The 23665-nt window shown below is 61.5% G+C and carries 16 protein-coding genes; 12 read left to right on the forward strand and 4 right to left on the reverse strand.

The annotated features are described in order from the left end of the window. The first annotated feature begins 557 nt into the window (after positions 1 to 557). The 3 genes from AB0P14_RS16860 (at position 558) to AB0P14_RS16870 (ending at position 4351) form a co-directional block, all read left to right on the forward strand. Positions 558 to 911 carry a zinc ribbon domain-containing protein YjdM gene (locus tag AB0P14_RS16860; RefSeq protein WP_363844948.1) on the forward strand — a complete coding sequence of 118 codons (354 nt, stop codon included), beginning with the start codon at positions 558 to 560 and terminating at the stop codon, positions 909 to 911. Between the two features lie 82 nt (positions 912 to 993). Continuing rightward, positions 994 to 2988, forward strand: coding sequence for a DUF6541 family protein (locus tag AB0P14_RS16865; RefSeq protein WP_363844951.1), 1995 nt, complete (start codon positions 994 to 996; stop codon positions 2986 to 2988). 121 nt (positions 2989 to 3109) lie between these two features. Next, the gene (locus tag AB0P14_RS16870; protein ID WP_363844954.1) at positions 3110 to 4351 is read left to right on the forward strand and encodes a helix-turn-helix transcriptional regulator; all 1242 of its coding nucleotides are present in this window, start codon (positions 3110 to 3112) and stop codon (positions 4349 to 4351) included. A 168-nt stretch (positions 4352 to 4519) separates the two neighbouring features. Here AB0P14_RS16870 and AB0P14_RS16875 read toward each other — a convergent pair whose 3' ends face one another. After that, entirely contained in the window at positions 4520 to 5440 is a 921-nt protein-coding gene (locus AB0P14_RS16875) for a phosphoribosylaminoimidazolesuccinocarboxamide synthase (RefSeq protein WP_363844957.1), read from the reverse strand. 10 nt (positions 5441 to 5450) lie between these two features. Next, positions 5451 to 6743 carry a phosphoribosylamine--glycine ligase gene (gene purD / locus AB0P14_RS16880; RefSeq protein ID WP_363844960.1) on the reverse strand — a complete coding sequence of 431 codons (1293 nt, stop codon included), beginning with the start codon at positions 6741 to 6743 and terminating at the stop codon, positions 5451 to 5453. A 303-nt stretch (positions 6744 to 7046) separates the two neighbouring features. Here purD and AB0P14_RS16885 point away from each other — a divergent pair, with 303 nt between their 5' ends. The 8 genes from AB0P14_RS16885 (at position 7047) to purM (ending at position 17939) form a co-directional block, all read left to right on the forward strand. Next, on the forward strand, positions 7047 to 9761 hold the full coding sequence (locus AB0P14_RS16885) for a fibronectin type III domain-containing protein (protein WP_363844963.1): 2715 nt from the start codon (positions 7047 to 7049) through the stop codon (positions 9759 to 9761). Positions 9762 to 10145: 384 nt separating this feature from the next. Further along, positions 10146 to 12617, forward strand: coding sequence for an LPXTG cell wall anchor domain-containing protein (locus tag AB0P14_RS16890; protein ID WP_363844966.1), 2472 nt, complete (start codon positions 10146 to 10148; stop codon positions 12615 to 12617). Positions 12618 to 12729: 112 nt separating this feature from the next. After that, a complete protein-coding gene (locus tag AB0P14_RS16895) occupies positions 12730 to 13269 on the forward strand; it encodes a hypothetical protein (RefSeq protein ID WP_363844969.1) in 540 nt (179 codons plus the stop codon). A 34-nt stretch (positions 13270 to 13303) separates the two neighbouring features. After that, positions 13304 to 14308 (forward strand): asparaginase, encoded by a 1005-nt coding sequence (locus tag AB0P14_RS16900; protein WP_363844972.1) that lies wholly within the window; start codon positions 13304 to 13306, stop codon positions 14306 to 14308. Between the two features lie 90 nt (positions 14309 to 14398). Beyond that, positions 14399 to 14752: a sterol carrier family protein gene (locus AB0P14_RS16905; RefSeq protein ID WP_363844975.1), complete on the forward strand. Its 354-nt coding sequence runs from the start codon at positions 14399 to 14401 to the stop codon at positions 14750 to 14752. A 56-nt stretch (positions 14753 to 14808) separates the two neighbouring features. Continuing rightward, positions 14809 to 15132, forward strand: coding sequence for a hypothetical protein (locus AB0P14_RS16910; protein WP_363844978.1), 324 nt, complete (start codon positions 14809 to 14811; stop codon positions 15130 to 15132). Between the two features lie 69 nt (positions 15133 to 15201). Further along, the gene (purF, locus tag AB0P14_RS16915) at positions 15202 to 16767 is read left to right on the forward strand and encodes an amidophosphoribosyltransferase (protein ID WP_363844981.1); all 1566 of its coding nucleotides are present in this window, start codon (positions 15202 to 15204) and stop codon (positions 16765 to 16767) included. Positions 16768 to 16790: 23 nt separating this feature from the next. Further along, a complete protein-coding gene (purM, locus tag AB0P14_RS16920; RefSeq protein WP_363844984.1) occupies positions 16791 to 17939 on the forward strand; it encodes a phosphoribosylformylglycinamidine cyclo-ligase in 1149 nt (382 codons plus the stop codon). A 293-nt stretch (positions 17940 to 18232) separates the two neighbouring features. On the opposite strand, the gene AB0P14_RS16925 is transcribed toward purM, so the two are convergent. Next, on the reverse strand, positions 18233 to 18460 hold the full coding sequence (locus tag AB0P14_RS16925) for a DUF3073 domain-containing protein (RefSeq protein WP_363844987.1): 228 nt from the start codon (positions 18458 to 18460) through the stop codon (positions 18233 to 18235). A gap of 325 nt (positions 18461 to 18785) precedes the next feature. Between AB0P14_RS16925 and AB0P14_RS16930 the strand changes: the two genes are divergently transcribed. Further along, entirely contained in the window at positions 18786 to 20774 is a 1989-nt protein-coding gene (locus AB0P14_RS16930; RefSeq protein WP_363844990.1) for a hypothetical protein, read from the forward strand. A 125-nt stretch (positions 20775 to 20899) separates the two neighbouring features. Here the strand turns inward: AB0P14_RS16930 and clpB are convergent, their stop codons facing one another. After that, complete coding sequence (gene clpB / locus AB0P14_RS16935) at positions 20900 to 23509, reverse strand: ATP-dependent chaperone ClpB (RefSeq protein WP_363844993.1); 2610 nt, start codon at positions 23507 to 23509, stop codon at positions 20900 to 20902. Between the last annotated feature and the right edge of the window lie 156 nt (positions 23510 to 23665).

Consider the following 23665-nt stretch of genomic DNA (forward strand, 5'->3'; position numbering starts at 1 on the left):
ACCATACATGCTTTCAAAGCATGTACAGGGCCCTGCATCCCATATGATTACTGGCCGAAAGCCACTTTTCATACACACATTCTGGCCGCTAACCCGGGTTAGCGGCCAAAATGTGTGTACAGCCCGGGCGTGTCAGTGGCTTCTGCTTCGAAACAGCAGATGATGCGCTGAACCTGTTCGAGACTGCAGTAGACGCGACAAATCCGCGATTTTCATCGCATCATCCGCGTTTTCAAATCCAGCCCGTAACGACATAGCGGCCGCTAACCCGCCCCGTCCAGCGCAGCCACCATTGCCTATTGCCTAACAATCAATGCTCAACAACCTGAGTTCAGCTACCAGAACTGCTCCGCCGGCGGCACACCCATACTGCTCCGCATTACGATCCGGGCAGCGAACTCTTCACCACGGACTCTTCAACCACGGACTGGCACGCGACAGCTGCATTCGCAGAAGAATGCGGCGAGCAAGACTGCGGTGAGGGCGGGTTAGGGCGATGAGTGAGCAGGGCACTGGGCTCGAAGTGGACAATTCCTGCAACGGCTAAGATGGACATCATGAGCGACACACTTTCCCCGTGCCCCGTCTGCAACTGCGAGTACACCTATGAAATGGGTGAACTTTTGGTGTGCCCTGAATGCGCGCACGAATGGTCCCCCGCTGAAGAAAGCGAATCCGCAGCCGAAGAAGAGACCGTGGTCAAGGACGCTGTGGGCAACGTACTCTCCGACGGCGACACCGTCAGCATCGTCAAGACCATGAAGGTCAAGGGCAGCCCCCAGGATCTAAAGATTGGCACTAAGGTCCGTAACATCCGCCTCATCACCCCGGTCAACGGCCACGACATCGATGCCAAGGTTGACGGCTTTGGGCCCATGAAGCTCAAATCCAGCATCGTCAAAAAGGTTTGAGCCTCTCCCAACAGGCTGTCATGGCGTTTGGAGCACACACGGCTCTTATGGCAAACACGGTGCCTGATGCAAGGAACGCTGGGTGACGTCTTGGATTGAGGCGGTGCCCGCATTCGTCGTGGCCTTGCTGATTCTTGCCTTGCCCGGGGCAGCCGTTTTGGCTGCTCTGCGGATTCGTGGACTCATGGCCCTGTGCTTGGCCCCTACCGTATCCGTCTCGGTCCTAGCCGTAAGCGCCATAGTGGCGCCGCTGATCAACCTGCGCTGGGGAATTCCTGTTGTTCTGGTAGGAACGGCCGTTGCCACCGCTGCGGCATGGGCTGCCCGCCGGTTCATTCCGGCGCTGAACTCTATCGAGGCGGTGTCCGGGGCACGCTCCCGTGTTGGGCTCAGTGCCGGCGCGATCGGCGCTTTGACGGCTCTGTCCATCACCACCCTGTTGTTATTGCTGGTAGCCCGCACGCCGGAGCAGTTCACCCAGGGCTACGACACTGTGTTCCACCTGAATGCGTCAGCGAATGCCGTCGACACCGGGAATGCGTCCTCCTTTGCTATTTCCAGTTTCATCCTGCCCACCGTCAAATCCTCGTTCTACCCTGGCGCGTGGCACGGCTTGGTGAGTTTGCTGGCTATCGTGACCGGCATCAGTGTCCCGGCGGCAACTAACTTGATGTGGCTGGCAGTGGCCGGGCTGGTGTGGCCACTGAGCGCCATGTTCCTCACCCGTGTGCTCTTTGGCGCACGGCCGTTGTTGCTGGTCAGTGCAGCAGCGTTGGCTGCGGCTTTCCCGGCTTTTCCGTGGTTGTTGCTGCAATATGGTTCCGCTTACCCCAACTCGCTGTCCAACGCACTGGTACCAGTGGGCATCGGGCTGGTGTTAGTGGTCCTCCGCCCGGCCAAGCACCACGGTTTGGAACCGGTTCAGGCGCTGACCGTGGTGGTGCTGTTTCTGCCCGGCGCGGTCACTGCTCAGCCCAATGGGGTGTTTAGCATCTTGCTGGTACTCACTCCCCTGCTGGGCTATCTGATCTATGCCTGGTTGCGCACCGGTTTTAGTCGCAGCCACCTCCATGGCTGGGTTCGTGTGGCACTGTTGGTCTGTGCTCTCGGCGTTGCCGCGGCAGCTTTGTATACGCTGCCGCAAATCCGCAGCCTCTTCTCCTACACCAGCCCCGCATTCCTGCTCTTCCCGCTGGCACTGATCCGCAACTTCACCCACGCACCTGCCCCAATCTGGTTCCCGGCGCTGGCTTTGACCGCCCTAGTTCTAATCGGAGTTCGTGCCGGGTTCCGACGTCCCGGCCTGCGTTGGCTTCCGGCCGCGTTGGTCCTGTTGGTATTCACCTACCCCTTAACAGCGGGCACCAACTTTGTCGCGGCTAACATTGCCATGGCGCCTTGGTGGGACAACCCGGAACGCGTTGCTGCGCTGATGCCCTTAATGGCTGTGCCACTGGCCGCCTTGGGGCTTGTACACGCGATGGATTGGTTAGGCAGTAAAGCCAAGTCACACAATCTTTCGCCTGCCCTGCTCCAGCGCAAGGGAAAAGTAGCTGCGGCGGCGGGCCTCGTCGTCGTACTTGCCCTCAGCAATCCCGGGCTGTGGCAGATGAAGGGGCAGGTGGGCATCATGTTTGAGGTCCCGGCAGAGCCCAACGGTCTAGCCCAGATCGATGCGCAGGAACTGGCGTTGATCCACCGGCTGCCCAACTACACCTCCGTCGATGACGTCATTGCCAACAACCCGTACAACGGTTCGGCGCTGGCCATGGCGCTGGCGGGTCGGCAGATGTTGTTCCCCTACAGCTCGCAGGGGGATCTGAATGAGGATTTGTACACCCTGCGCTTCTGGCTCAACCGAGTGGGCAGCGATCCAGACGTGTGCGCTGCGGCCAAACGGCAGGGTGTGACTTACCTGCTGGACTTTGGCACCGACTATATTCCGGCCTTCAATGACCCCCGTTCGTTGTACCCGGGCATCACCTTGGCAGCAGATTCGGACGCCTTCACCCTCGTAGCCAATGAGGGGCATGCCAAGCTCTACAAGCTCACAACGTGTGGGGGCATACGCCTTTAGGACAACATCTTGGGAATTTGACAACTTTTGTCACATTACCAGCGACTATTCCGGACCAAACCAATAGAGTTGAGCCAGCGCAAGATGACCGGCAACTGGGCAAGCAAGTGAGGGAACCTCTATGGGAAGCAGTTTTGGTGATCGGCTCAAACAAGAGCGGCTAGCAAGACACTTAACACAGGCAGAGCTGGGCGGGGATCTGTACTCCGCCAGCTACGTTTCGTTACTGGAAAACGCCCACCGTGAGCCGACTGTTGACATCATTAAACAGTTGGCTAAGCAGCTCCAGCTGGCTCCGTCGTCCATTGCGGACTGGGTCGAAGGCGCCACAGCTGAGGGAAGCGGGTGCCTGCGGCTGTCGCTGTACGCACAACAGTGCTGGGACACCCGCGACTATCTGGGCGCAGCCACCAATGCAAAGGCCGCCGCGGAGCTGGCACAGCCTGCCAAGGACCAAGTTACGTGGTGGAATATGACCTTCTTGGCTGCGAACTCTCTGCTGCGCCACGGCGACAATGCCGAAGCCACCAAGGTGTTGGAGTTATTACTGAAGCATCCTCTCACCCTTGAAAGCGACGCCCTCTCTCTCCGCGCCCAACAGGTTATGGCAGCAGCCATGTTGGCCCAGGGTAGCCTGCAGCAATCGATCGAACATGGAATCCAGGCCGTCAGCATCGGCTCCGGTGACAGCGCGGCTGAGTTTAGTGCCTACCTCATGGCGCTGCAGACGCTCATCGGCAGCCTCACCGAAGCGGGCCGGCTCGACGAGGCCTGGACCCACACCACGGCCCTGGCCGAGGCCGTCACCGATTCGACGCCGGCCCAAATGGCGGGTGAAATCCACTGGGTTATTGGCAATGTAGCCTTCATCCGAAAGGATGTCCGCACAGGTCTAGAACACCATGCCAAGGCTGGCCAGCTACTCTCGCCGGCCACAGATCTCTCCCGTTGGGCCCAGTTCAACAAGGCGACGGCTTGGGTGCGGCTCATGGCTGGTGTGGTGGAACCCGCTACCCTGCAGGCCATTGAGCGCAGCGAACTAGCTCACTCAGTAGTGGGCGCAACACCAGCTGAAACCCTGGAAGTGTCACTGTTGCGCGCCCGCTGGCACTATCTCAATCATGAAGTACCACTAGCCCTAGAGCTGCTGGAAAAGATCGAGGGGCAAAAGGACCAGCTGGCTCCACACATCGCCGGCGATTCTGCCCTGCTGTTGGGCAATGCCCTGGAAGCTGCCGATCGTAACCAAGAAGCGTTCACAGCCTATTCCAACGCCCAAGAACGCTACACCGTATCCGGAGCATTGGACCGGGCTGCCGTGGCGCAGGATTGCTTGGCAGCATTGGGTTCCTCTGGCCACTAGCAGCGGGCTTGTCTAGTCTCGACCGGCTTGTCCCAGCATGCATGTCGGGGCAGGCAGGCGAAGCTTAAACGAATCTGAGCTGTTGAAAGTGGCGCCCACGCCATCTTCAACAGCTCAGATTCGTTATCGGAGTCTTTTGCTCGGTTGCTTTTACTTTTTGCCGTGCGACTACACGAACGTGGTGCCCGTCAGGCGTTCAAAGGCCTCCACATAGCGTGCGCGGGTACGCTCCACGACTTCGGCAGGCAGAGCCGGCGGCGGGGTGTCCGAGGCGCGGTCCCAGCCGGATGCCGGGCTAGCCAACCAGTCCCGCACGTACTGCTTGTCAAAGCTAGGTTGCGCCTGCCCCGGCGCCCAGAGCTCTGCGTCCCAGAAACGGGAGGAATCCGGGGTCAGGACCTCATCGCCGAGCGTGATGACGCCAGTGGCAGGATCGGTGCCGAACTCCACCTTGGTATCGGCCAAGATGATGCCCCGTTCGCGGGCAATTTCTTCGGCTCGTGAGTAGATTTCCAAGGTCAGCGTGCGCAGTGCCTCTGCGGAGTGCTCGCCCACCGTGCCGACCATCTGCGCAAAGCTGATGTTTTCATCGTGCTCGCCAACTTCAGCCTTTGCCGAGGGCGTGAAGATTGCCGATTCCAGCCGCGATCCGTCCTCCAGACCGGCCGGCAGCGGCAGGCTGCACACCGTCTGCGAGGCCCGGTATTCAATGAGTCCAGAACCCGTCAGGTAGCCACGGGCGATGCACTCGATAGGGAACATTTCTAGCTTCTTGCAGACCATGGCCCGGCCAGCCACGGCCGCAGGGACACCGTCTTCCACCGTGGTGGCAACCAAGTGGTTGGGCACGTTGAGCTGCTCGAACCACCAGAGACTGAGCCCGGTCAGGATACGGCCCTTGTCCGGAATCTCGGTGCTCAGAATGTGGTCGTAAGCGCTGATCCGGTCACTGGCAACAACCAGAACCACATCATTGCGGCCTGCGAACGGGCCACCCGTGGAGGCTGGCTGGTAGAGGTCCCGAACCTTGCCGGAGTAGACATGCGTCCAGCCGGGCAGGGCGGGGGCTGCGGGAATTGCTGAAGTCATTAATACAGTCCTATGCCTGTGCAGGGTTCGTGGTCACGGTAATCTCTCCGCGGGCAGCCTTGGCCGCAATATCCTTGCGGTACTGGCCACCTTCCAGCGAAATTTCTTCAATGCCGGCGTAAGCCTTTTCACGGGCGTCTTCTAGATCCACACCCAAGCCGACCACGGCGAGGACTCGACCGCCCGCGCTGACGGTATTGCCGGCGTCGTCCGTGCCCGTGCCCGCATGCAGCACGTGCACGCCGTCGAGCCTATTTGCCTTCTTCAAGCCACGGATCTTATCGCCGGTACGGGGAGCCTCGGGGTAGTTTTCGCTGGCAAGTACGACGGCGACCGCGGTCTCGGGTGCCCACCGCAGCTCATCGATCTCATCCAGTTGGCCTTTGGCTGCCGCCATGAGTACCCCGCCCAATGGGGTCTTTAGACGGGCCAGCACGGCTTGCGTCTCCGGGTCACCGAAGCGGGCGTTGAATTCAATGACGCGCGTGCCGCGACTGGTCAGGGCCAGTCCGCAGTACAGGACGCCGGTGAAGGGTGTGCCGCGGTGGGCCATCGCGTCAATCGTGGGCTGAGCCACCCGGTCAATGACTTCCTGGACCAGCCCGGCGGGGGCCCATTCCAGCGGGGAGTACGCACCCATGCCGCCGGTGTTGGGGCCTTCGTCGCCGTCGAAAATGCGCTTGAAATCTTGGGCCGGGGCCAGCGGCACCACGGTTCGGCCATCGGCCAGAACAAAGAGTGAAACTTCGGGGCCATCAAGGAACTCCTCGATGACAACTGTGCCGCCCACGTCAAAGCAGGACTGGGCGTGAGCCAGAGCCTCGTCGCGATCATTGGTGACCACCACGCCCTTGCCGGCTGCGAGGCCGTCGTCCTTGACAACGTACGGTGCACCAAAAGTGTCGAGAGCGTCGGCGGCTTCGGCTGCGTTGACGGCGACCTTGGCCATGGCAGTCGGAACTTCGGCTTCTGCCATGACGATCTTGGCAAACGCCTTAGAAGCTTCAAGCTGCGCGGCATCCTTGCTGGGACCGAAGACCGGGATGCCTGCGGCGCGCACGGCGTCGGATACACCTGCCGCTAAGGGAGCCTCGGGTCCTACGATCACCAGATCGCTTTCCAACTTCAGCGCCAAGGCCGCCACGGCGGCAGGATCACTGGCGTTGATCTCATGGGTAGGTACGATGGCCGCGATCCCGGCGTTGCCAGGTGCTGCGTGCACTTCACTGACGTTGGGGTCGCTGAGCAACGAGCGGACAATGGCATGTTCGCGGCCTCCGGGGCCAATCACTAAAACCTTCACTCCTCTAGGGTACTTGGCTTGAGCACCGGGGCCGCATCATTACTGGCGCCGCTACGACGACGGGAGGCCACCAACTGGGGCAAATGGCCTCCCGCCGGGGCTAAGAAACGGCGCAATCACATCAGCCATCTGAGGTTTACCTGAATTCCACCTGAACGCCAGCTGGGCGCCATTTGACGTGCCTAGGCTCGACGTCATGCGTGCAGTGCCACTGCCCGATGCCAGCCGCTGCTGGCGCCAAGGGCCTGGCCGATCCTCTCCTGAAGGCGCACGCAGCTCTTTGAATCCCTAGTGAAGGAAACCATGACAGCGAACAACAATCCGGTCCGCCGGCACAATCGAGGGCTGGCCTCCGCCGTGCTGCTCGCCGTGCTTGGCGGGGCGATTGCCGTACCTGCAGTGGCGTTTGCCGCCCCTGAGGAACCCGCCGCCCCCATCATCACGACGGCGAACACGACCTGGCAGTACCTCGACGACGGGTCCGACCCCGCAGTGGGCACCGCCGATCTGCGGTCGTGGACCACCCAGGGGTTTGATGACTCCAAGTGGAAGAGCGCCAAGGGCTCCTTCGGCGCCAAGAGGGGCAAGCTCGAAGCTGTTGGCCCGCACACCCCCGGAACACTGCTGAACCAATACTTGGATGGCAAGGGCGCTCCGACCGTCCCCACCTATTTCTTCCGCAGTTCGTTCGAACTCGCAGCGGGCGCCACGGACGGGATCGAATCAATCGTCGGCGACCTCGTCCACGACGATGCCGCGGCAGTGTGGATCAACGGCACCAAGGTCGCTGGATTCCTAGATGACAGGGCCAAGGACGCAGGCAACCAGGTGTATGCCGGCACCAGCAACGGCGATCCCGTTGCCAACACCTTCACCGCGGAACCCTCGGTACTGACTGAGGGCACCAACACAGTCGCCATTGCCTTGTATCAGGACCGTGACACCAGCTCTGATATCTACCTCGATGTCCCCTCGATTCGTTTGGCGAAGGCTGGCGAAACCCTTAACGCTCCGCCGTCACGGGTCATTCTGACTCCAACCACGACGCCGGAAACCTCACAGTCGTTCTCCTGGCTGGCCGGCGACGCCACCCACGCTAGCGGTCAGGTGCAGATCAAACGCGCCTCAGGCGGCGGCGAGCAGACAGTGGATGCCTATATGTCCGGCTTGGTTAACAGCAACCCGAAGCCGCACTACTCGGCAACCGTTTCCGGGCTGGTTCCCGCCAGCAAGTACAGCTACCGGGTGGGCCTTGAAGGCAGCTGGAGTGAATGGAACACCTTCACCACCGCTGACCCCAACGCCAAGGACTTCCAGTTCATTTACTACGGTGACGCTCAGATCGGCCTCGACACCACGTGGCCTGAGGTGGTTCGCCAGGCTGAAGCTAAGGCCCCCAACTCCATCGGCTCCGTTCACGCAGGCGATCTCATCGACACCGGCAGCAACGAAACCCAGTGGGTTAACTGGTTCGCTGGCATGGAAAAATCGGCTGCAACCACCAACGTCATCGCGGCCCCCGGAAACCATGAATACTCAGGCGATAAGAAGCTGGCAGCCTGGAAAGCCAACTTTGAGTACCCGCACAATAACCCGAACGCAGAGACCATTGGCGAGATGGCCAAGCTTGCCGTCGGAGACACCGATGTTGCCCGCCAGTACGCCGCGTACTTCACTCACTGGGCTGATTTCGCAGCCGAAACCGTCTACTTCACCGATTATCAGGACACCCGGTTCATCACCATCAATGCAACCCGCGACTCGGCATTCCTGACTCCGGATAACCTCCCTGCCTGCATCGGTGCAGATTGCCCTTCCTTGAAGGTCTCCCGTCTCTGGACCGATTTCCAGGGCGCTTGGCTTGACCATGTTTTGGAAACTAGCCCGTCAAAGTGGAACGTTGTCACGTTCCACCAGCCGGTCTTCTCCACCTCCGCTGGCCGCAATGAACCCATCCTGCGCGAAGTGTGGGTCCCCATCTTCCAGAAGCACAACATCGATCTGGTACTCATGGGACACGACCACACCTATGCCCGTGGTTACGTGAACGCAGACAAAACCGACACCGAAGGCATCACTACCGGTCCTGTCTACACTGTCGCTAACTCAGGAGCCAAGCACTACGACTTGGAAACGGACGAGAAAAACGTTTGGACCAACAATGGCGCCACTCAGGTATTGCGCGGCGCTGGCGTGACCACTTATCAGGTCATTGATGTATCCAGCGACAAGCTCATCTACCGCTCCTACATCGCGGAGAAGACCGCCACCGCAACCACCGATTTGCCGGTGGGGGCGTTGTATGACGAGTTCACCATCAGCAAGTCTGACGCGGGAAAGAAGTGGGTGACCGAGGCTGGTATCCAGGCTCCCACTGAACCCACCATCGAACCGACTGAGCCCACAGAGACCCCGACGGCAGAACCCACGGATGAGCCCACGGCAACCCCGACTGACGAGCCGACGGTGGCACCCACGGATGAGCCCACGGTCTCCCCGACCGACGAGCCGACGGCGGCCCCGGCCCCGATCGATCCGCTGACACTCACCGAACAGAACCGAGGAGGCGTCGTCGTGCCCGCTTCGGCCACACCCGGCCAGAGCATTCCCGTCACACTCAAGGACGAACATGCAGGCACCAAGGTGTGGGCGTGGCTCTACTCTGTACCTACCGTGTTGGGCAACTTCACAGCTGATGCGTCAGGTGCATTCACTACAGCGGTGCCGGCCGGCGCTGCAGCTGGCACGCACCGCATCGTGGTCCAGGCAGCAGATGGTTCCCTGGTCGGCTGGGCACCGCTTCAGGTAGTGGCAGCAGTGGACGGAAATGTTCCCACTGCCACCGCCACCGCCACCGCCACGACAGGTGCACATGCAAGCGACGGTGAGCTGGCCAACACCGGCGCCGAGTTGTCCATCATGACCGGGGCGGCATTGGCCCTGCTGCTGCTCGGAACCGTGTTCGCAGGTGTCGGCATTCGCCGCCGGAAAATGAATCAGGCAACCTCGCACCACTAGCATTTCCTGCACCAACAGGCGTTGAGCGCCCGCATAAATGGCGGGTACTCAACGCCTGTTTGCGTCCCACTTCCTAAAGTTCCCCTTCCCCGTTCGACTTGGTGCGATCAGACTCCGCGCGCAAATTCCGGGAGAGCCCCGGCATTAACAGCGGACATCGAACCGCACAATTTCCCGGAAACGTCAATGGGCAGCCCTCCCACCCGCGCCAGTACAGGGATGCAGCGCCGTTGGTGAAGTACGTCCGTCATTTCCGTTGCCAGCGATTACCCCACTTGATAGCTTTACTCTCGGGGCTGTCTTTTCACTCTCGGCAGGCGGTGGTGCCCTCAGGCGCCATCAACCCATCAGGACTTTTCATCTTCTTCAGGGGGAACCACTTACATGCAAGCATCCACGCGCGCCTTCATCAAGCGCGGAGGTGCGGCCTGCGCCGCAGCTGCCGTCCTGTTGGGCGGCAGCTTTACTGTCGCCACAGCAGCACCTTCGACTGAACTGGCGCCCGCACCGGCCGTCAGCGTCGAAGCCACTTTGCCCGCGACGTCCGAAACTCCAGCCGCTTCCTCCAGCGCAGCACCGCTGCCTGAGGGCCTCGCCGAGGCAGTGGAGCGCGATCTGAACCTGAGCGTTGAGGAATTCAACGCCCAAGGTGAATTAGCCGCCAAGGCTTCCGAGGTGCAGGCCGCGGCTGAAGAGGCTGACCCCAACGCGTCGGTGTCCATCGCTGGCGACACCATCAAGGTCCACGCTTCCCCCGCCGCCGCCGCTGCAGCCAAGGCTGTCGCTGGAAGCGCCAAGGTGGTTGTCACGACAGCACCTGCAGCCCCCGTGGCCGCCCCGACCAACGCTGCAAATGTTGACTCACTCATTACCGCTTATGCGAGTGAATTTGGTATTGGCAAGCTGCAGTCGATCATGGTCAACGGCAACGGCGAGTTCGTCATCCGCACCGGCGATCCACTCAGCACCAGCCCGGCACTGAAGGCCCGTACCTTCACTGCAACCCCCAAGCCCACAGTCGCTGACTTTGTGGCTAAATTCGCAAACGTAACGGTGGAAGCAGCCTCAGGCCCCGCAACCCCGCTTGCTACTGATGTGACCAATGGCCAGGGCTACTCTGCTCACTCAGCCGAAGGGCTGAAAGGATTCTGCTCCATTGGCTGGAACGGCTTCAACGCTGCGGGTGACCCTGCCATCATTACCGCTGGCCACTGCACTGTTGATGGCACCAACATCAGCACATTTTTGACCAACCCTGAGACTGAACCCGCCGAAGGCGGCACAGGTGGTGGCCCAGAGCTTCCGCTAGGTACATTTGGCGCCTCGCAGTTTGGCGGCCCCGGAAATACCCCAGGAACCCAGGGGCCCAACTGGGACGGAACTGCGAACACCGCCAATAACATTGGCACCGACGTTGCAGTCATTGATGGCATCAACCCCGACTTGAACCAGATAGCCAAGGTCACCGACTGGACAACCCCGGAGAACCCCAAGGCCTCCGGCCCGGTTGTCAAGGCCGTTTCCGATGCCGTTGTGGGCACAGCAATTTGCAAGTCAGGCCGCACCACTGGCTGGAAGTGCGGCACCGTGACTGAAGTTGGCGCCTTCTTTGTCGGAGGCTACAACATGGCAAGCGATCCAAACGACATCCGCGTGGTGCGTGGCTTCGGATCCACCAATCTAGAAGCTGCGGGCGGAGACTCCGGTGGTTCAATCATCGCCGGTAACAAGGCAGTCGGCATGATCAGCGCTGGTGCCCTCGATGGCAGTAAAACCTACGGCGTCAGCCTCAAGGACGCCTTGGCGCACACTGATGGCTACACCGTGAAGATCTTCTTGGAGACCCCCGCGGTCACCACCACCGCCACCGATGTTGTCTACCGCGAAGGCGCCGTTACCGGCACCGTTGCTGGTGCTCCTGCTGGCACCACGGTTGCCGTCACCATCGACGGCGTGGAAACAGTGGTTCCCGTTCACGCCGACGGCAAGTGGAGTGCCAAGGCCCCGAACAAGTTCGGTACCTTCACCGTCAGCGCACAAGCCAAGAATGGTTTCAGCACCTCCGAGGCCGGGACGGGTTCCATTGAGGTCATCAAGGAAACCCTGGCTGTTCCGGCCATCACAGCTCCCGCGAACGATGGCATTGTTGCAGCCCCCGTCACCGCCATCACGGGCACCGGCAAGGCAGGCGCCACCGTTGAATTGACCGGCGACGTCACCGGAACCGCAGTAGTCGGCGCCGATGGCAAGTGGTCCTTCACAGTCACACCGGGCCTGGAAGTTGGCCCGTACACGGTCACTGCCAAGCAGACGTTGACCGACTGGAACGACTCCACCAACACCACCAGCAAGTTCACAGTTGTGCCAGCTGCCCCGGCCGTCACGACGCCGAGCAACGGTCAGGAATTCGCCTTCGATCAGGGCCCTACTGCAATCTCAGGCACCAACATTGAAGGCGCAACACTCACGGTCACCCTCAACGGCAAGGCCCAGACGGTCACTGTTGTTGACGGCACTTGGAGTGTGGCTCTGGACGCCAAGCTGGCTACCGGTAAATACACGCTCACCGCAGTGCAGGCCGTTGACGGCGTAGATTCGCTGACCACCACCTCAGCGTTCACCGTTCTGGCCGAACCGAAGCCGGAACCGACCACTCCCCCGGTCACGGAGGAGCCCACCACTCCGGCTCCTCCCAGCCCGGCCCCGAGCGATGCCCCCACCAAGGCACCGTCCACTAACGACCTGGCTAACACCGGTGCATCCAGCTCAATGCTGGTGCTTGGTGGAGCCGGTGGCTTGTTGCTCCTGGCCGGATCGGTCTTCTTGCTGATCCGCCGCCGCAACACCGCAGCCTAGGCACCACTCGGACAGTAGGCTGTCATGTATTGACGGACCCACTCGGGTACGAACGTAAGTAGTGGGTCCCGTTCACTTTGAACGGGACCCACTGCCGTTATACGGAGACACTATGAACAACAGGAAAATGACGTCAATCGTCCTCGCAGCCACCATGGCAGGAGCCCTCGGCATGAGTGCATGCAAGCCCGCCCAAGATCCTGAAACACCGGCATCCAGCCAGGCAGCCAGCCAGCCCGCCACTGTCGAAGAAACCAACAACCTGTTACAGCTCAACGATTCCCTGCGGACCGAGCTCGGTGACGCTTACTCTGACTCCTGGATCGAGGGAGCCCAACTGCACGTTGCCGTGACCACCGAATCTGCCGCCGCCACCGTAAAGGCAGCCGGCGCAACTGCCCATCTCGTCACCTTGGACGCGGCCCAACTGGAGACAGCCCTGCAAGCTGTCATGACCTGGCGCAGTTCGCTTCCCGCGGACCAGGGCGCCGCTATCCACAAGGTCATCCCCGATGGCCGTACCGGAACGATGACCGTTTTTGTTGCCCCCGACCAGCTCGACGCCGTCGCCCAGGCTGCCGCCGCCAGCAAGCCTGCCGGGGACGTACCGTTGCTCTTCAAGGAATCTGCCGGACTTGCCTCGCCACTGTAGCCCCGGCCGCGGTTTCGCTCGATAAGATGACACCATGATCCATACTTTCCGGGCGGACGACGCCGTAGAACTTGCCGTCCTCGAACGCAGCGGCTTCGTAGAGTCCCGGCATATAGGTTCGGCAGTTGTTCTGGCCGGCGATGGCTCAGTCGTCACGGCCTTGGGCGATATTAGCGCCCCCATTTACCCGCGCTCGGCCTCCAAGCCCTTCCAAGCCTTGGCTGCCATGCAGTCAGGCGTGCCCTTACGTGGCGCGCAGGTGGCCGTGGCAGCAGGCAGCCACACTGGTTCTTTGGAACATATGGATGTGGTCGAGGGGATGCTCAAGGCCGCCGGTCTCACTGAAGCTAATCTGGGCTGCCCGGCCGATTGGCCCAGCGATCCCGAAGCCCGAGCCTGGCTGGTCCGCTCTGAGCGCGGCAAGTCCAAGCTGGCCATGAATTGCTCCGGCAAGCATGCAGCGTTTCTGTGGGCCTGCAAGGAAAACAGCTGGGATCTTGACGGCTATCTTGAGCCCAACCACCCCATGCAGCGGGCCGTGCGGACAACTCTGGAGGAGTACACCGGCGAATCGGTGCACCACACCGGAACCGATGGCTGCGGCGCCCCCGTCATGGCCGTGACCCTGACCGGACTCGCAAGGGCTTTCACCACCTTGGCCAAGGCTCCGTCAGATAAGAACGCCAACGCCCGGGCCGCCACCATCGCCACCTCCATGCTGGACTATCCGTGGGCCGTGGAAGGCCACGGCCGCCCCAACACCGTAGTGATGGACGAACTCGGCGTCCTAGCCAAGCTGGGTGCCGAAGGAGTCCTCGCCATGGCAGCCCCCACGGGAGCCAGCGTTGCCGTCAAGATCCTCGATGGCAACGGCCGCGCCGCAACCCTTGTCGGCCTGACATTGCTGGCAGCCAGCGGCGCCTTGGATATTCCGGCCGTGGCCGAAGTCCTTGGCAAAGTGGTGCCACCCGTTCTGGGTGGTAGCCACCGCGCCGGCAGCCTGCGCCTCGGCCAGGCCGTCAGCGCCCTGCTGAACTGACCCACGCGGTGGACCACCAGCTTCGTCCCTGACCCACCCAACCCGGCCATCCGGCGTCGAACATCCCCAACAAAAACTTCAGGAGCATCCATGGCCGCCCGCCGACGCATCGACCTCGCTGAGGGAAGCGCCGCACTAGCCGCCTGGCGCGGCGGGGAGCGGGCCCGGCCCGTGACCGCCATGGCCGTGCGTTATTCCTTGGAAGAATTGGCCGCGCGCGCACCCGGCAACTCCGTGGAAGTGCGCGTGCCACCCTTCGGCGTGACCCAGTGCATCGCCGGCCCGCGCCACACCCGCGGCACCCCACCCAATGTGGTGGAGTGCGACGCCGGAACCTGGCTCGCGTTGGTGACCGGCACCTTGGACTGGGCGGACGCCGTCGAACGCGGTGTTGTGGCCGCCTCAGGATTGCGGGCGGATCTCTCTGCCGAACTGCCCCTCTAGCGAACTTTTTGAGGTTCGCGGGGGGGGCACCAAGCTGGGCCGGGTATCCTTGAAGGATGACTTCCCAGCCTGAAACCACTGCCGGAGAGCCCCGCAAACTCAAAGTGCGCCGCGCCCCGAAGTACGCCCCCTTCATGATCGCCGGAGCCTTGGCGGGCGTTGTGACCGCGGCAATTTTCACCATCTTGGCCCCGCCCAGTGAGGAATTTACGACCTCCACGATCTTCGGCTTCTTCACGGTGTTGCTGCTGATCCCTGGAGTTATTCTCGGCTCCATAGCAGCCCTGATTTTGGACCGGCAGAGCCTGCGCCGCAGCAAGACCCTCGTGGTCCAGCCCCTCCCGGATGACAACAGCAACGCCGAGGCTGAGACCGCATAACGCTCCCCCGTGCATAACTTAGATCACAGTAGGTTCGGTGTGCCTGTCATTACATGAGATAATTTTCTCGTGGCACGCGGAGACGGAAAACTATCCCATGATCTTTTACCCGGCGAAAAGGGACCTCAGGACGCTTGTGGCGTTCTGGGCATCTGGGCACCCGGTGAAGAGGTTGCAAAACTAACCTATTACGGGCTGTATTCACTACAGCACCGTGGGCAGGAATCTGCTGGCATCGCGACGAGCGATGGCAAGCGGATCAGTGTGTATAAGGACATGGGACTCGTATCCCAAGTCTTTGACGAACCCACACTGAACACCCTGACCGGACACATGGCTGTGGGCCATTGTCGATACTCCACCACAGGTGCGGCCAATTGGGCTAACGCTCAGCCGACCCTGGGTGCAACTGGCAGCGGCACTGTCGCGCTGGCGCACAACGGAAACTTGACCAACTCTGCTGAACTGCATGAGATGGTGATTGCCCAGTATGGCGTTCCCACTGATGGCGAAATGGCCCAGGGAAACACCACAGATACTGCGCTGGTCACCACCTTGCTGCGTGGCAAAGAGGGTTCCTCTCTTGAAGAGACCGCCATGGAATTGCTGCCCAAGATCCACGGCGCGTTTAGCTTTGTCTTCATGGACGAGCACACCCTGTACGCTGCTCGCGATCCGCACGGCGTTCGCCCGCTGGTGCTTGGACGCTTGGAAAGCGGCTGGGTAGTTGCCTCCGAAGACGCCGCCCTCAACACCATTGGCGCCTCGCTGATCCGTGAAATCGAACCCGGTGAATTCATCGCCATCGATGAAGACGGCGTCCGCACCCAGCGCTTCGCCCCGGCAACTCCTGCCGGCTGCGTTTTCGAGTACGTGTACCTGGCCCGCCCGGATGCCACCATTGCCGGCCGCTCCGTGTACGAATCTCGCGTGGAAATGGGCCGCCAGCTGGCGCGCGAAAGCCACTACGACGCTGACCTGGTTATCCCGGTTCCGGAATCCGGCACCCCGGCAGCCATTGGTTACGCCGAAGAATCCGGCATCCCCTTCGCTCACGGCTTTGTGAAGAACGCCTACGTTGGCCGTACCTTCATCCAGCCCAGCGATACTTTGCGCAAGCTCGGCATCAAGCTCAAGCTCAGCGCCCTTGAATCCGTCATTCGCGGCAAGCGCATTGTGGTGGTGGATGATTCAATCGTCCGCGGCAACACCCAGCGCGCCGTGGTGCGCATGCTCAAGGAAGCCGGCGCCGCCGAGGTCCACGTGAAGATCTCTTCACCGCCCGTACGCTGGCCATGCTTCTATGGCATCGACTTCGCCTCCCGTGCAGAATTGATCGCCAACGGTGCTGCCGTTGACGAGATCGCCAAGTCCATTGGTGCCGATTCCCTGGAGTACATCTCCGAAGACGGCATGATTGAGGCCACCTTGCAGCCGCGCGAGCGCCTCTGCACTGCCTGTTTCACGGGCACTTACCCGATTGAACTTCCCAGCAGTGACCGTTTGGGCAAGAACTTGCTCGAGCGCACCGCACCGGGGAACGCCACCCCTTCCACCGGCTGCGATCCGGGACCTGATTCGGAACTCGAAACTGTCCTAACCGATCAAGACCGTACCGCCACCACCGGTTCCTAAAGCATTCGCAGAAAAGAGACGCCATGACCAACGCCTCCAACGAGCCAGCCCCCCAGGGAATCACATATGCCAGCGCAGGTGTCGACACCGAAGCGGGCGACCTCGCCGTTGAGCTGATGAAGGAAGCCGTCAAGGCCACCCACGGCCCGTCCGTGGTTGGCGGTTTCGGCGGATTCGCCGGGCTGTACGACGTGTCCAAGCTGCTGACCTACAAGAAGCCGTACCTGGCCACCTCCACCGATGGCGTGGGTACCAAGGTCGCCATCGCGCAGGCCATGGACATCCACGACACCATTGGTTACGACCTCGTGGGCATGGTTGTCGATGACATCGTGGTGGTTGGCGCCGAGCCGCTGTTCATGACGGACTACATCGCCACCGGCAAGGTTGTCCCCCAGCGCGTAGCCGACATTGTTCGCGGCATTGCGGGCGCCTGCAAGGTTGCCGGAACCGCCTTGGTGGGTGGCGAGACTGCTGAGCACCCCGGCCTGTTGGCTCCTGACGAGTACGACGTCGCAGGTGCTTGCACGGGTGTCGTCGAGGCTGATTTGCTGCTCGGTCCGGAACGAGTGCGCGAGGGTGATGTCATCATCGGCATGGCTTCTTCGGGTCTGCACTCCAACGGGTACTCACTGGTTCGCCGCGTCATCAACCACGCAGGCTGGGCACTGGAGCGTCAGGTTTCTGAACTCGGCCGCACCTTGGGCGAGGAACTATTGGAGCCCACCCGCGTGTATGCCGCAGATTGCCTAGATCTGACCCGCTACCTGCCTGTCACGCAGGAAAAGGCGGTTCATGGTTTCAGCCACATCACCGGAGGCGGTTTGGCTGCCAACCTGGCACGCGTGCTGCCCCAGGGCCTTATTGGCACGGTTGACCGCTCCACCTGGAGCCTGCCTGCCATCTTCAACCTGGTTTCACAGCTGGGCAACGTGCCGTTGGCCGATCTGGAGCGCACACTGAACCTCGGCGTGGGCATGGTGGCAGTTGTTTCCGCAGACGCTGCCGACGACGCCATTGCTCGCTTGAACTCTCGTGGCCTGCCGTCCTGGGCTATGGGTACAGTCACTCGCGAAGCCTCCGACTCGGATAAGACCGGTTCCGATTACACCCAGGGCGCCAAGGGCGTCGACGGTGGCGCAGTTCGCCTGGTGGGCGACTACGCTTCCTAAGCTTCACATCACGTTTCGAAAAGGGACGGCGGTGGCGTAAAAAGACGGTGTTAGACGGCCGTCTTTTCCCGCAAGCGCCGTCCCTTTTGCATCCCCGGGCCGGTTAGGTGCGGTGGACCCCACGGCGAGGAACGAGCCTGTGACTCACCGGGTGGGCCCACAGCGGCGAGGGGCCCCGACCGAGGAACGAGGTTGGGGAGCCGCTGGGGAACAACAAAATCCCCACACGTCACTTCAGCTAATTTGCTCAAGAATCGTGCAGGGTTTGTTGCGTTTCGTTCTGTCAGACGGTCCTAGCCAATACGGCGGGAGTCCACGTCGTCGTCCTCAAACTGATCCGCGTACTTGTCTTCGTACGCCGAATAGTCCGGCTCTGCCGGAATTTCGCTGTGATGGCTCGGGGCTCGCCGAGTAGTTCCACCGAGCTCTTTCTGCAGAGCTGAATAGTCAGTGTTCGGGGAGTAGTACTTAATGTCCCGAGCCTGCTTGGTTGCCTTCGCCTTTTGACGGCCGCGCCCCATGGCGTGACCCCCTTTTACACTTGGACCGGAGGTGGTCGCTCGGGCTAAGAGCGAGGCTCCGGAATATTCGGTCAATTTGTCGTAGTCCTAGATTACATTAGTTCTGGACCGCCTGCGTGCCATCATGGGTTGTTCTGCCCATAGCCAAACACCGCATTAGCCTCGTGGACGAGGCTTTATTCGGTAGAGTCACGTGTAGGCGGAGCAATTTTCCGCGAGACTGGGGTGTCTGGGTACTCGTCTAAACGACTATTAACACCGGGCGATTCCAGCTCACACTCTAGATTTTGTGCCATTCAGGACGCAGCACGGAAGGTTTGCCCCCATGAACGAGAGCAGTAACGCCAAAGACCAAGGCGCTCAACAAGGCCCTCCAACTGGTGGGCATCCTCAGCCCCCGGCGCAGGACCCCGCAGAAGGTTTCTCCGGCTCAGACTACGAATTTGCCGAACCCCAGCTAGGTGCCGCGGAAATCAGCGAAGACGTAGCGGAGAGCGTCGACCTCCAAGCCGCTGCAGCTGAAGCCGCACGCGTGGAGCATGAAGCCGAACTGGCAGCCCAGGGCGTTTCCGCCAGCTTCAGCGAGCCCGCCCCAGCTTCTCCGAACTCGTCTGTCGCATCCGAGCCTATTGCACCGGAGTTCGATGTTTCTGACTCCGTCGATTCGGGGCCTGCTGCATCCGATGCGCCCCAGACTGTTGACGCCGAGCCTGTTGACTGGGATAGCGCTACTACGGTCTTGCGCACAGATTTCAGCCAGCCTCCGGTGGCCAACAACCCTTGGTCGCAGCCGGCAGAATCCGCCAACGAGCCTGCCGCCAACGAGCCTGCCATCAATGAGCCTGCCGTTGCCCCAGAGCTGCCAGACACACCGCCTTCAGCACCCTTCAGCTTTGAACCCCCGGCACAGCCCCCGGCAGCCCCCGCGGAACAGCCGTCCTACCAGCCGTCCTACGGTGGAATGACTTCACAAGTACCAGGCAACGCTAGTGAAAGCAGCCCTACGGAAAACAGTGCTACTGACAGCGGTTCCTCCGAAGGATCCATGCTTGGCGGCACCTTGTCGGATGCCGCCGCCGCGTCAGCCCCGGGCGCCCCTCATACAGTGGGTCCCGGAATCGATGACGGTCACGGCTGGCGCCGCCCGGAAACCCCGTGGCAGCAATCAGCAACTCCGTGGCAGCCCAAGGCCGGCGCTTGGCAGTCTCCTGCTCAAATTGCGCGCGGGGAGGCCGATGCAGCAACCGCTGCGGCTGCTTCAGCTCAATCCACACCTGAGGCTCCACTGAACGCTCCCGCCTCCGAGGGTCAGCACAAGCCCTACGGGCAGCCCCCTGCTACCCCCGCGCCGGCTGCACCCTACGGTCAAGCCGCTGGTCAGCAAAACCCCTACGGTCAGGCTCCTGGCGCCGGTCAGCAAAACCCGAATGCTCAGCCCGCAGCAGCCCAGGCTCCCTATGGTGCCCCCATGCAGCACGGCGCTCCAGCGTTTGGCGGGCCCTCTTCCTCAGGTTCCTCGGGCTCGAACTCCGCACCCGGAGTGCCGCCCATCCCCGGCCAATTCGGCGGCCCGCAAGGCCCCGGTGGTTACGGCCAATTCGGCGGCCCCCAAGGACCCGGTGGTTACGGCGGTGGTCCCGGTGGCCCGCAAGGCCCCGGTGGTTACGGCGGTGGACCTCAGGGTCCTGGTCAGTTCGGTGGACCCCAGGGTCCCGGCGGCTCGCAGGGAGGTGGGAACAAGAAATTGTTCATCATTCTCGGCGCCGTTCTCGTAGGAGTTCTCCTGCTGGGCTTGTTTGTGTGGCTGTTGATTGGTCTTGTCTTCAACAGCGGCTCCAACAACTCGGAATCTACGCAGACCGCGACCCAGTCGCAGGAGCAGACCACAGATCCGGGAGAAACCGCTGATCCTAGTACTGACACCACAACAGGTGCCCTCTCCGACGCGGATGTGATCTTGGCCAACGTTTCTCCGCTGAAGTGGCTGGAAGGCGACTGCCTGCGAGATTTCAAAACCGCTTCCGCACCGGCTGACGTAGTCTTTTGCAATAGCCCCCATGACGCTCAGTTGGTAGGTGCCTTCTACTTCGATGATTCCGATGAGTTCCCTGGCATCGAAGCACTCAAGGCTAAAGCCTCTGAGGTCTGTGACAACGTCACACTGACCACGGAAGCCGCCAGCATTAAGACGCTGACCCAGTCGACGGCATACCCGACCGAAAACACGTGGAATAACTCAAATGACCGCCGTGTCGATTGCCTGGTCCGCGACACCCGTGGCGGCAACCCCTTGGACATCTCCCTCACCGAGTAGCCAAGGGCAGCAATTCCAGCCTTCACCGGGTTTTAGACAAGAGTTATAAACAGCAGGGGCTGTGATGCTTGGGAGCAACCCAACCATCACAGCCCCTGCTGCATTAACCCCGCTAGCCTCCAGCCCTATTTCCGGCGGACCGTCAGCCCAGAAACAGAATCCATGTCCAGCTCATCGAAGTCGGCAGCCGTGTCCACCAGGACAGTGTCCCCGTCCACAATGGTGCCGGCCAGAATCTCCTTGGCCAGCCGGTCGCCGATCTGACGCTGCACCAGCCGTCGCAGCGGCCGGGCGCCGTAGGCAGGGTCGTAGCCGGTCATCGCCAGCCACGCCTTGGCAGCATCACTGACCTCAAGGGTCAGGCGCCGCTCATACAAACGAGCAGCCAGCGACTGCACCTGCAGATCCACAATCCGTGACAGCTCTTCGATATTGAGCGCATCAAACATGACAATCTCATCGAGCCGATTCAGGAACTCGGGTTTGAACGAGGCCTCCACAATGGACATGACAGCCTTGTGCTTCTCTTCTTCAGCCAGCGACTGATCTACCAGGAACTGCGAGCCCAGGTTGGAGGTCAGCACGATGATGACGTTGCGGAAATCAACCGTGCGGCCCTGCCCATCGGTGAGCCGGCCGTCGTCGAACACCTGGAGCAGAATGTCGAAGACTTCCGGGTGGGCCTTCTCCACCTCATCGAGCAGCACCACCGAATACGGACGACGGCGCACGGCCTCAGTCAGCTGCCCACCCTCGTCGTAGCCCACATAGCCCGGAGGCGCACCGACCAGCCGGGAGACCGAGTGCTTCTCGGAGTACTCGCTCATGTCGATGCGGATCATGGCGCGCTCATCGTCGAATAGGAAGTCCGCCAGGGCCTTGGCCAGCTCGGTCTTACCAACACCGGTGGGCCCTAGGAACAGGAAGGAACCCGTGGGCCGGTCCGGATCGCTGATACCCGCCCGGGCGCGGCGAACGGCGTCGGAGACGGCAGTGACGGCCGCAGATTGACCAATCAACCGGGAACCCAGGACCTGCTCCATTTGCAGCAGTTTCTGACTTTCACCTTGCAGCATGCGTCCGGCGGGGATGCCTGTCCACGCAGAAATGACCTCGGCAATGTCATCGGCAGTGACTTCTTCGGCCACCATCAACTCAGGCTTGTCCGCAGATTGTTCCTCGGCAGCGGCCGCCTCCAACTCACGCTGCAGAGCCGGAATCTCACCGTACAGGATCCGCGAAGCCTGCTCGAGGTCGCCGTCTCGCTGGGCCTTGTCAGCCACCGAACGTAGCTCATCGAGCTTCGCTTTCAAGTCACCAACCCGGTTCAGCCCAGCCTTTTCAGCCTCCCAGCGTGCGTTCAGACCGGAGAGTTCTTCCTTCTTATCGGCCATGTCGGCGCGCAGGGCCTCCAACCGCTCAATCGAGGCGGGGTCGCTTTCCCCGGTCAGCGCCAGTTCTTCCATGGTCAAACGGTCCACGGCGCGGCGCAGCTGGTCGATCTCTTCCGGCGCCGAATCAATTTCCATGCGCAGGCGTGATGCGGCTTCATCCATCAGGTCGATCGCCTTGTCCGGCAGCTGACGGCCACTGATATAGCGGTTGGACAGCGTGGCAGCGGCGACCAAGGCAGAGTCTGCAATGGCCACCTTGTGGTGGGCCTCGTAGCGTTCCTTGAGCCCGCGCAAAATACCGATGGTGTCATCCACGCTGGGTTCACCCACGAATACTTGCTGGAAACGGCGCTCCAGGGCGGGGTCCTTTTCAATGTTTTCGCGGTACTCATCCAGCGTGGTGGCACCGATCAGGCGCAGCTCGCCGCGGGCCAGCATGGGCTTGAGCATGTTGCCGGCGTCCATGGAACCTTCGGATGCACCGGCTCCGACAACGGTGTGAATTTCGTCAATGAACGTGACGATCTGCCCGTCCGAGGCCTTGATTTCCTCCAGCACGGCCTTGAGCCGCTCCTCGAATTCGCCACGGTATTTGGCTCCGGCCACCATCGATGCCAGGTCAAGACTGATGAGCGTCTTCCCGCGCAGTGACTCGGGAACGTCTCCTGCCACCATGCGCTGGGCCAGGCCTTCCACCACGGCGGTTTTACCGACGCCGGGCTCGCCAATCAGCACGGGGTTGTTCTTGGTGCGTCGGCTCAGCACCTGAATGACGCGGCGAATCTCGGCATCGCGGCCAATCACCGGGTCAAGTTTGCCGGTGCGGGCAATGGCTGTCATGTCCACGCCAAACTTCGCCAGGGCCTCAAAGGTGTTCTCGGGATCTGGCGTAGTGACCTTGCCGTCCCCGCGCACGGTGGGCAGCGCGGCATCGAGCGCAGCCCGGGTGGCACCTACTTGGCGCAGGGCACTTCCTGTTGCTCCGGCGTCGTCCGCCAGAGCCAGCAGGAGATGTTCGGTGGAGACGTAGCTGTCACCCATGCGCTCGGCGGCCTGCTGGGCAGCCTGAACCGCCATCAGCGTGTTGCGGCTGAGTTGGGCCTGGGCCACGGAGGTGCCGGACGACGCCGGGAGGTTGCGAATGGCCGTGCTGGCACCGACACTGACCTCATCTGGGTCCACCCCGGCGGCCTTCAGGAGCGCGACGGCCACGCCCTGGCGCTGGTCCATGAGGGCCTTGAGCAAGTGGGCGGGCTCAACTGTGGGGTTGCCGGCGGTTGAGGCGTTCATGGCGGCGGCAGAAAGAGCCTCCTGGCTCTTTGTGGTGAATTTGGCGTCCAAGAGAGGTCCTTTCGTTGGGTGGTGACTCGCTGGTCGTAAAGTTGAGTCTACTACGCTCAACTTACATCTTGCGGAACTTATTCCGAGAATTTTTTCCGTGCGCGAAAAGCTGGTCACCCGGTGCCTGAGATGCGAAGAGGTGCCCGGAAACTGATA

This window comes from Specibacter sp. NPDC078709 (assembly GCF_040686795.1).
Classification (GTDB): domain Bacteria; phylum Actinomycetota; class Actinomycetes; order Actinomycetales; family Micrococcaceae; genus Specibacter.

Bases quoted from the DNA above. Each gene is read 5' to 3' on its own strand.
- AB0P14_RS16860 (WP_363844948.1), top strand. From the start codon at position 558: ATGAGCGACACACTTTCCCCGTGCCCCGTCTGCAACTGCGAGTACACC.
- AB0P14_RS16870 (WP_363844954.1), top strand. From the start codon at position 3,110: ATGGGAAGCAGTTTTGGTGATCGGCTCAAACAAGAGCGGCTAGCAAGA.
- AB0P14_RS16875 (WP_363844957.1), bottom strand. From the start codon at position 5,440: ATGACTTCAGCAATTCCCGCAGCCCCCGCCCTGCCCGGCTGGACGCAT.
- AB0P14_RS16885 (WP_363844963.1), top strand. From the start codon at position 7,047: ATGACAGCGAACAACAATCCGGTCCGCCGGCACAATCGAGGGCTGGCC.
- AB0P14_RS16890 (WP_363844966.1), top strand. From the start codon at position 10,146: ATGCAAGCATCCACGCGCGCCTTCATCAAGCGCGGAGGTGCGGCCTGC.
- AB0P14_RS16895 (WP_363844969.1), top strand. From the start codon at position 12,730: ATGAACAACAGGAAAATGACGTCAATCGTCCTCGCAGCCACCATGGCA.
- AB0P14_RS16900 (WP_363844972.1), top strand. From the start codon at position 13,304: ATGATCCATACTTTCCGGGCGGACGACGCCGTAGAACTTGCCGTCCTC.
- AB0P14_RS16905 (WP_363844975.1), top strand. From the start codon at position 14,399: ATGGCCGCCCGCCGACGCATCGACCTCGCTGAGGGAAGCGCCGCACTA.
- AB0P14_RS16910 (WP_363844978.1), top strand. From the start codon at position 14,809: ATGACTTCCCAGCCTGAAACCACTGCCGGAGAGCCCCGCAAACTCAAA.
- purM (WP_363844984.1), top strand. From the start codon at position 16,791: ATGACCAACGCCTCCAACGAGCCAGCCCCCCAGGGAATCACATATGCC.
- AB0P14_RS16925 (WP_363844987.1), bottom strand. From the start codon at position 18,460: ATGGGGCGCGGCCGTCAAAAGGCGAAGGCAACCAAGCAGGCTCGGGAC.
- AB0P14_RS16930 (WP_363844990.1), top strand. From the start codon at position 18,786: ATGAACGAGAGCAGTAACGCCAAAGACCAAGGCGCTCAACAAGGCCCT.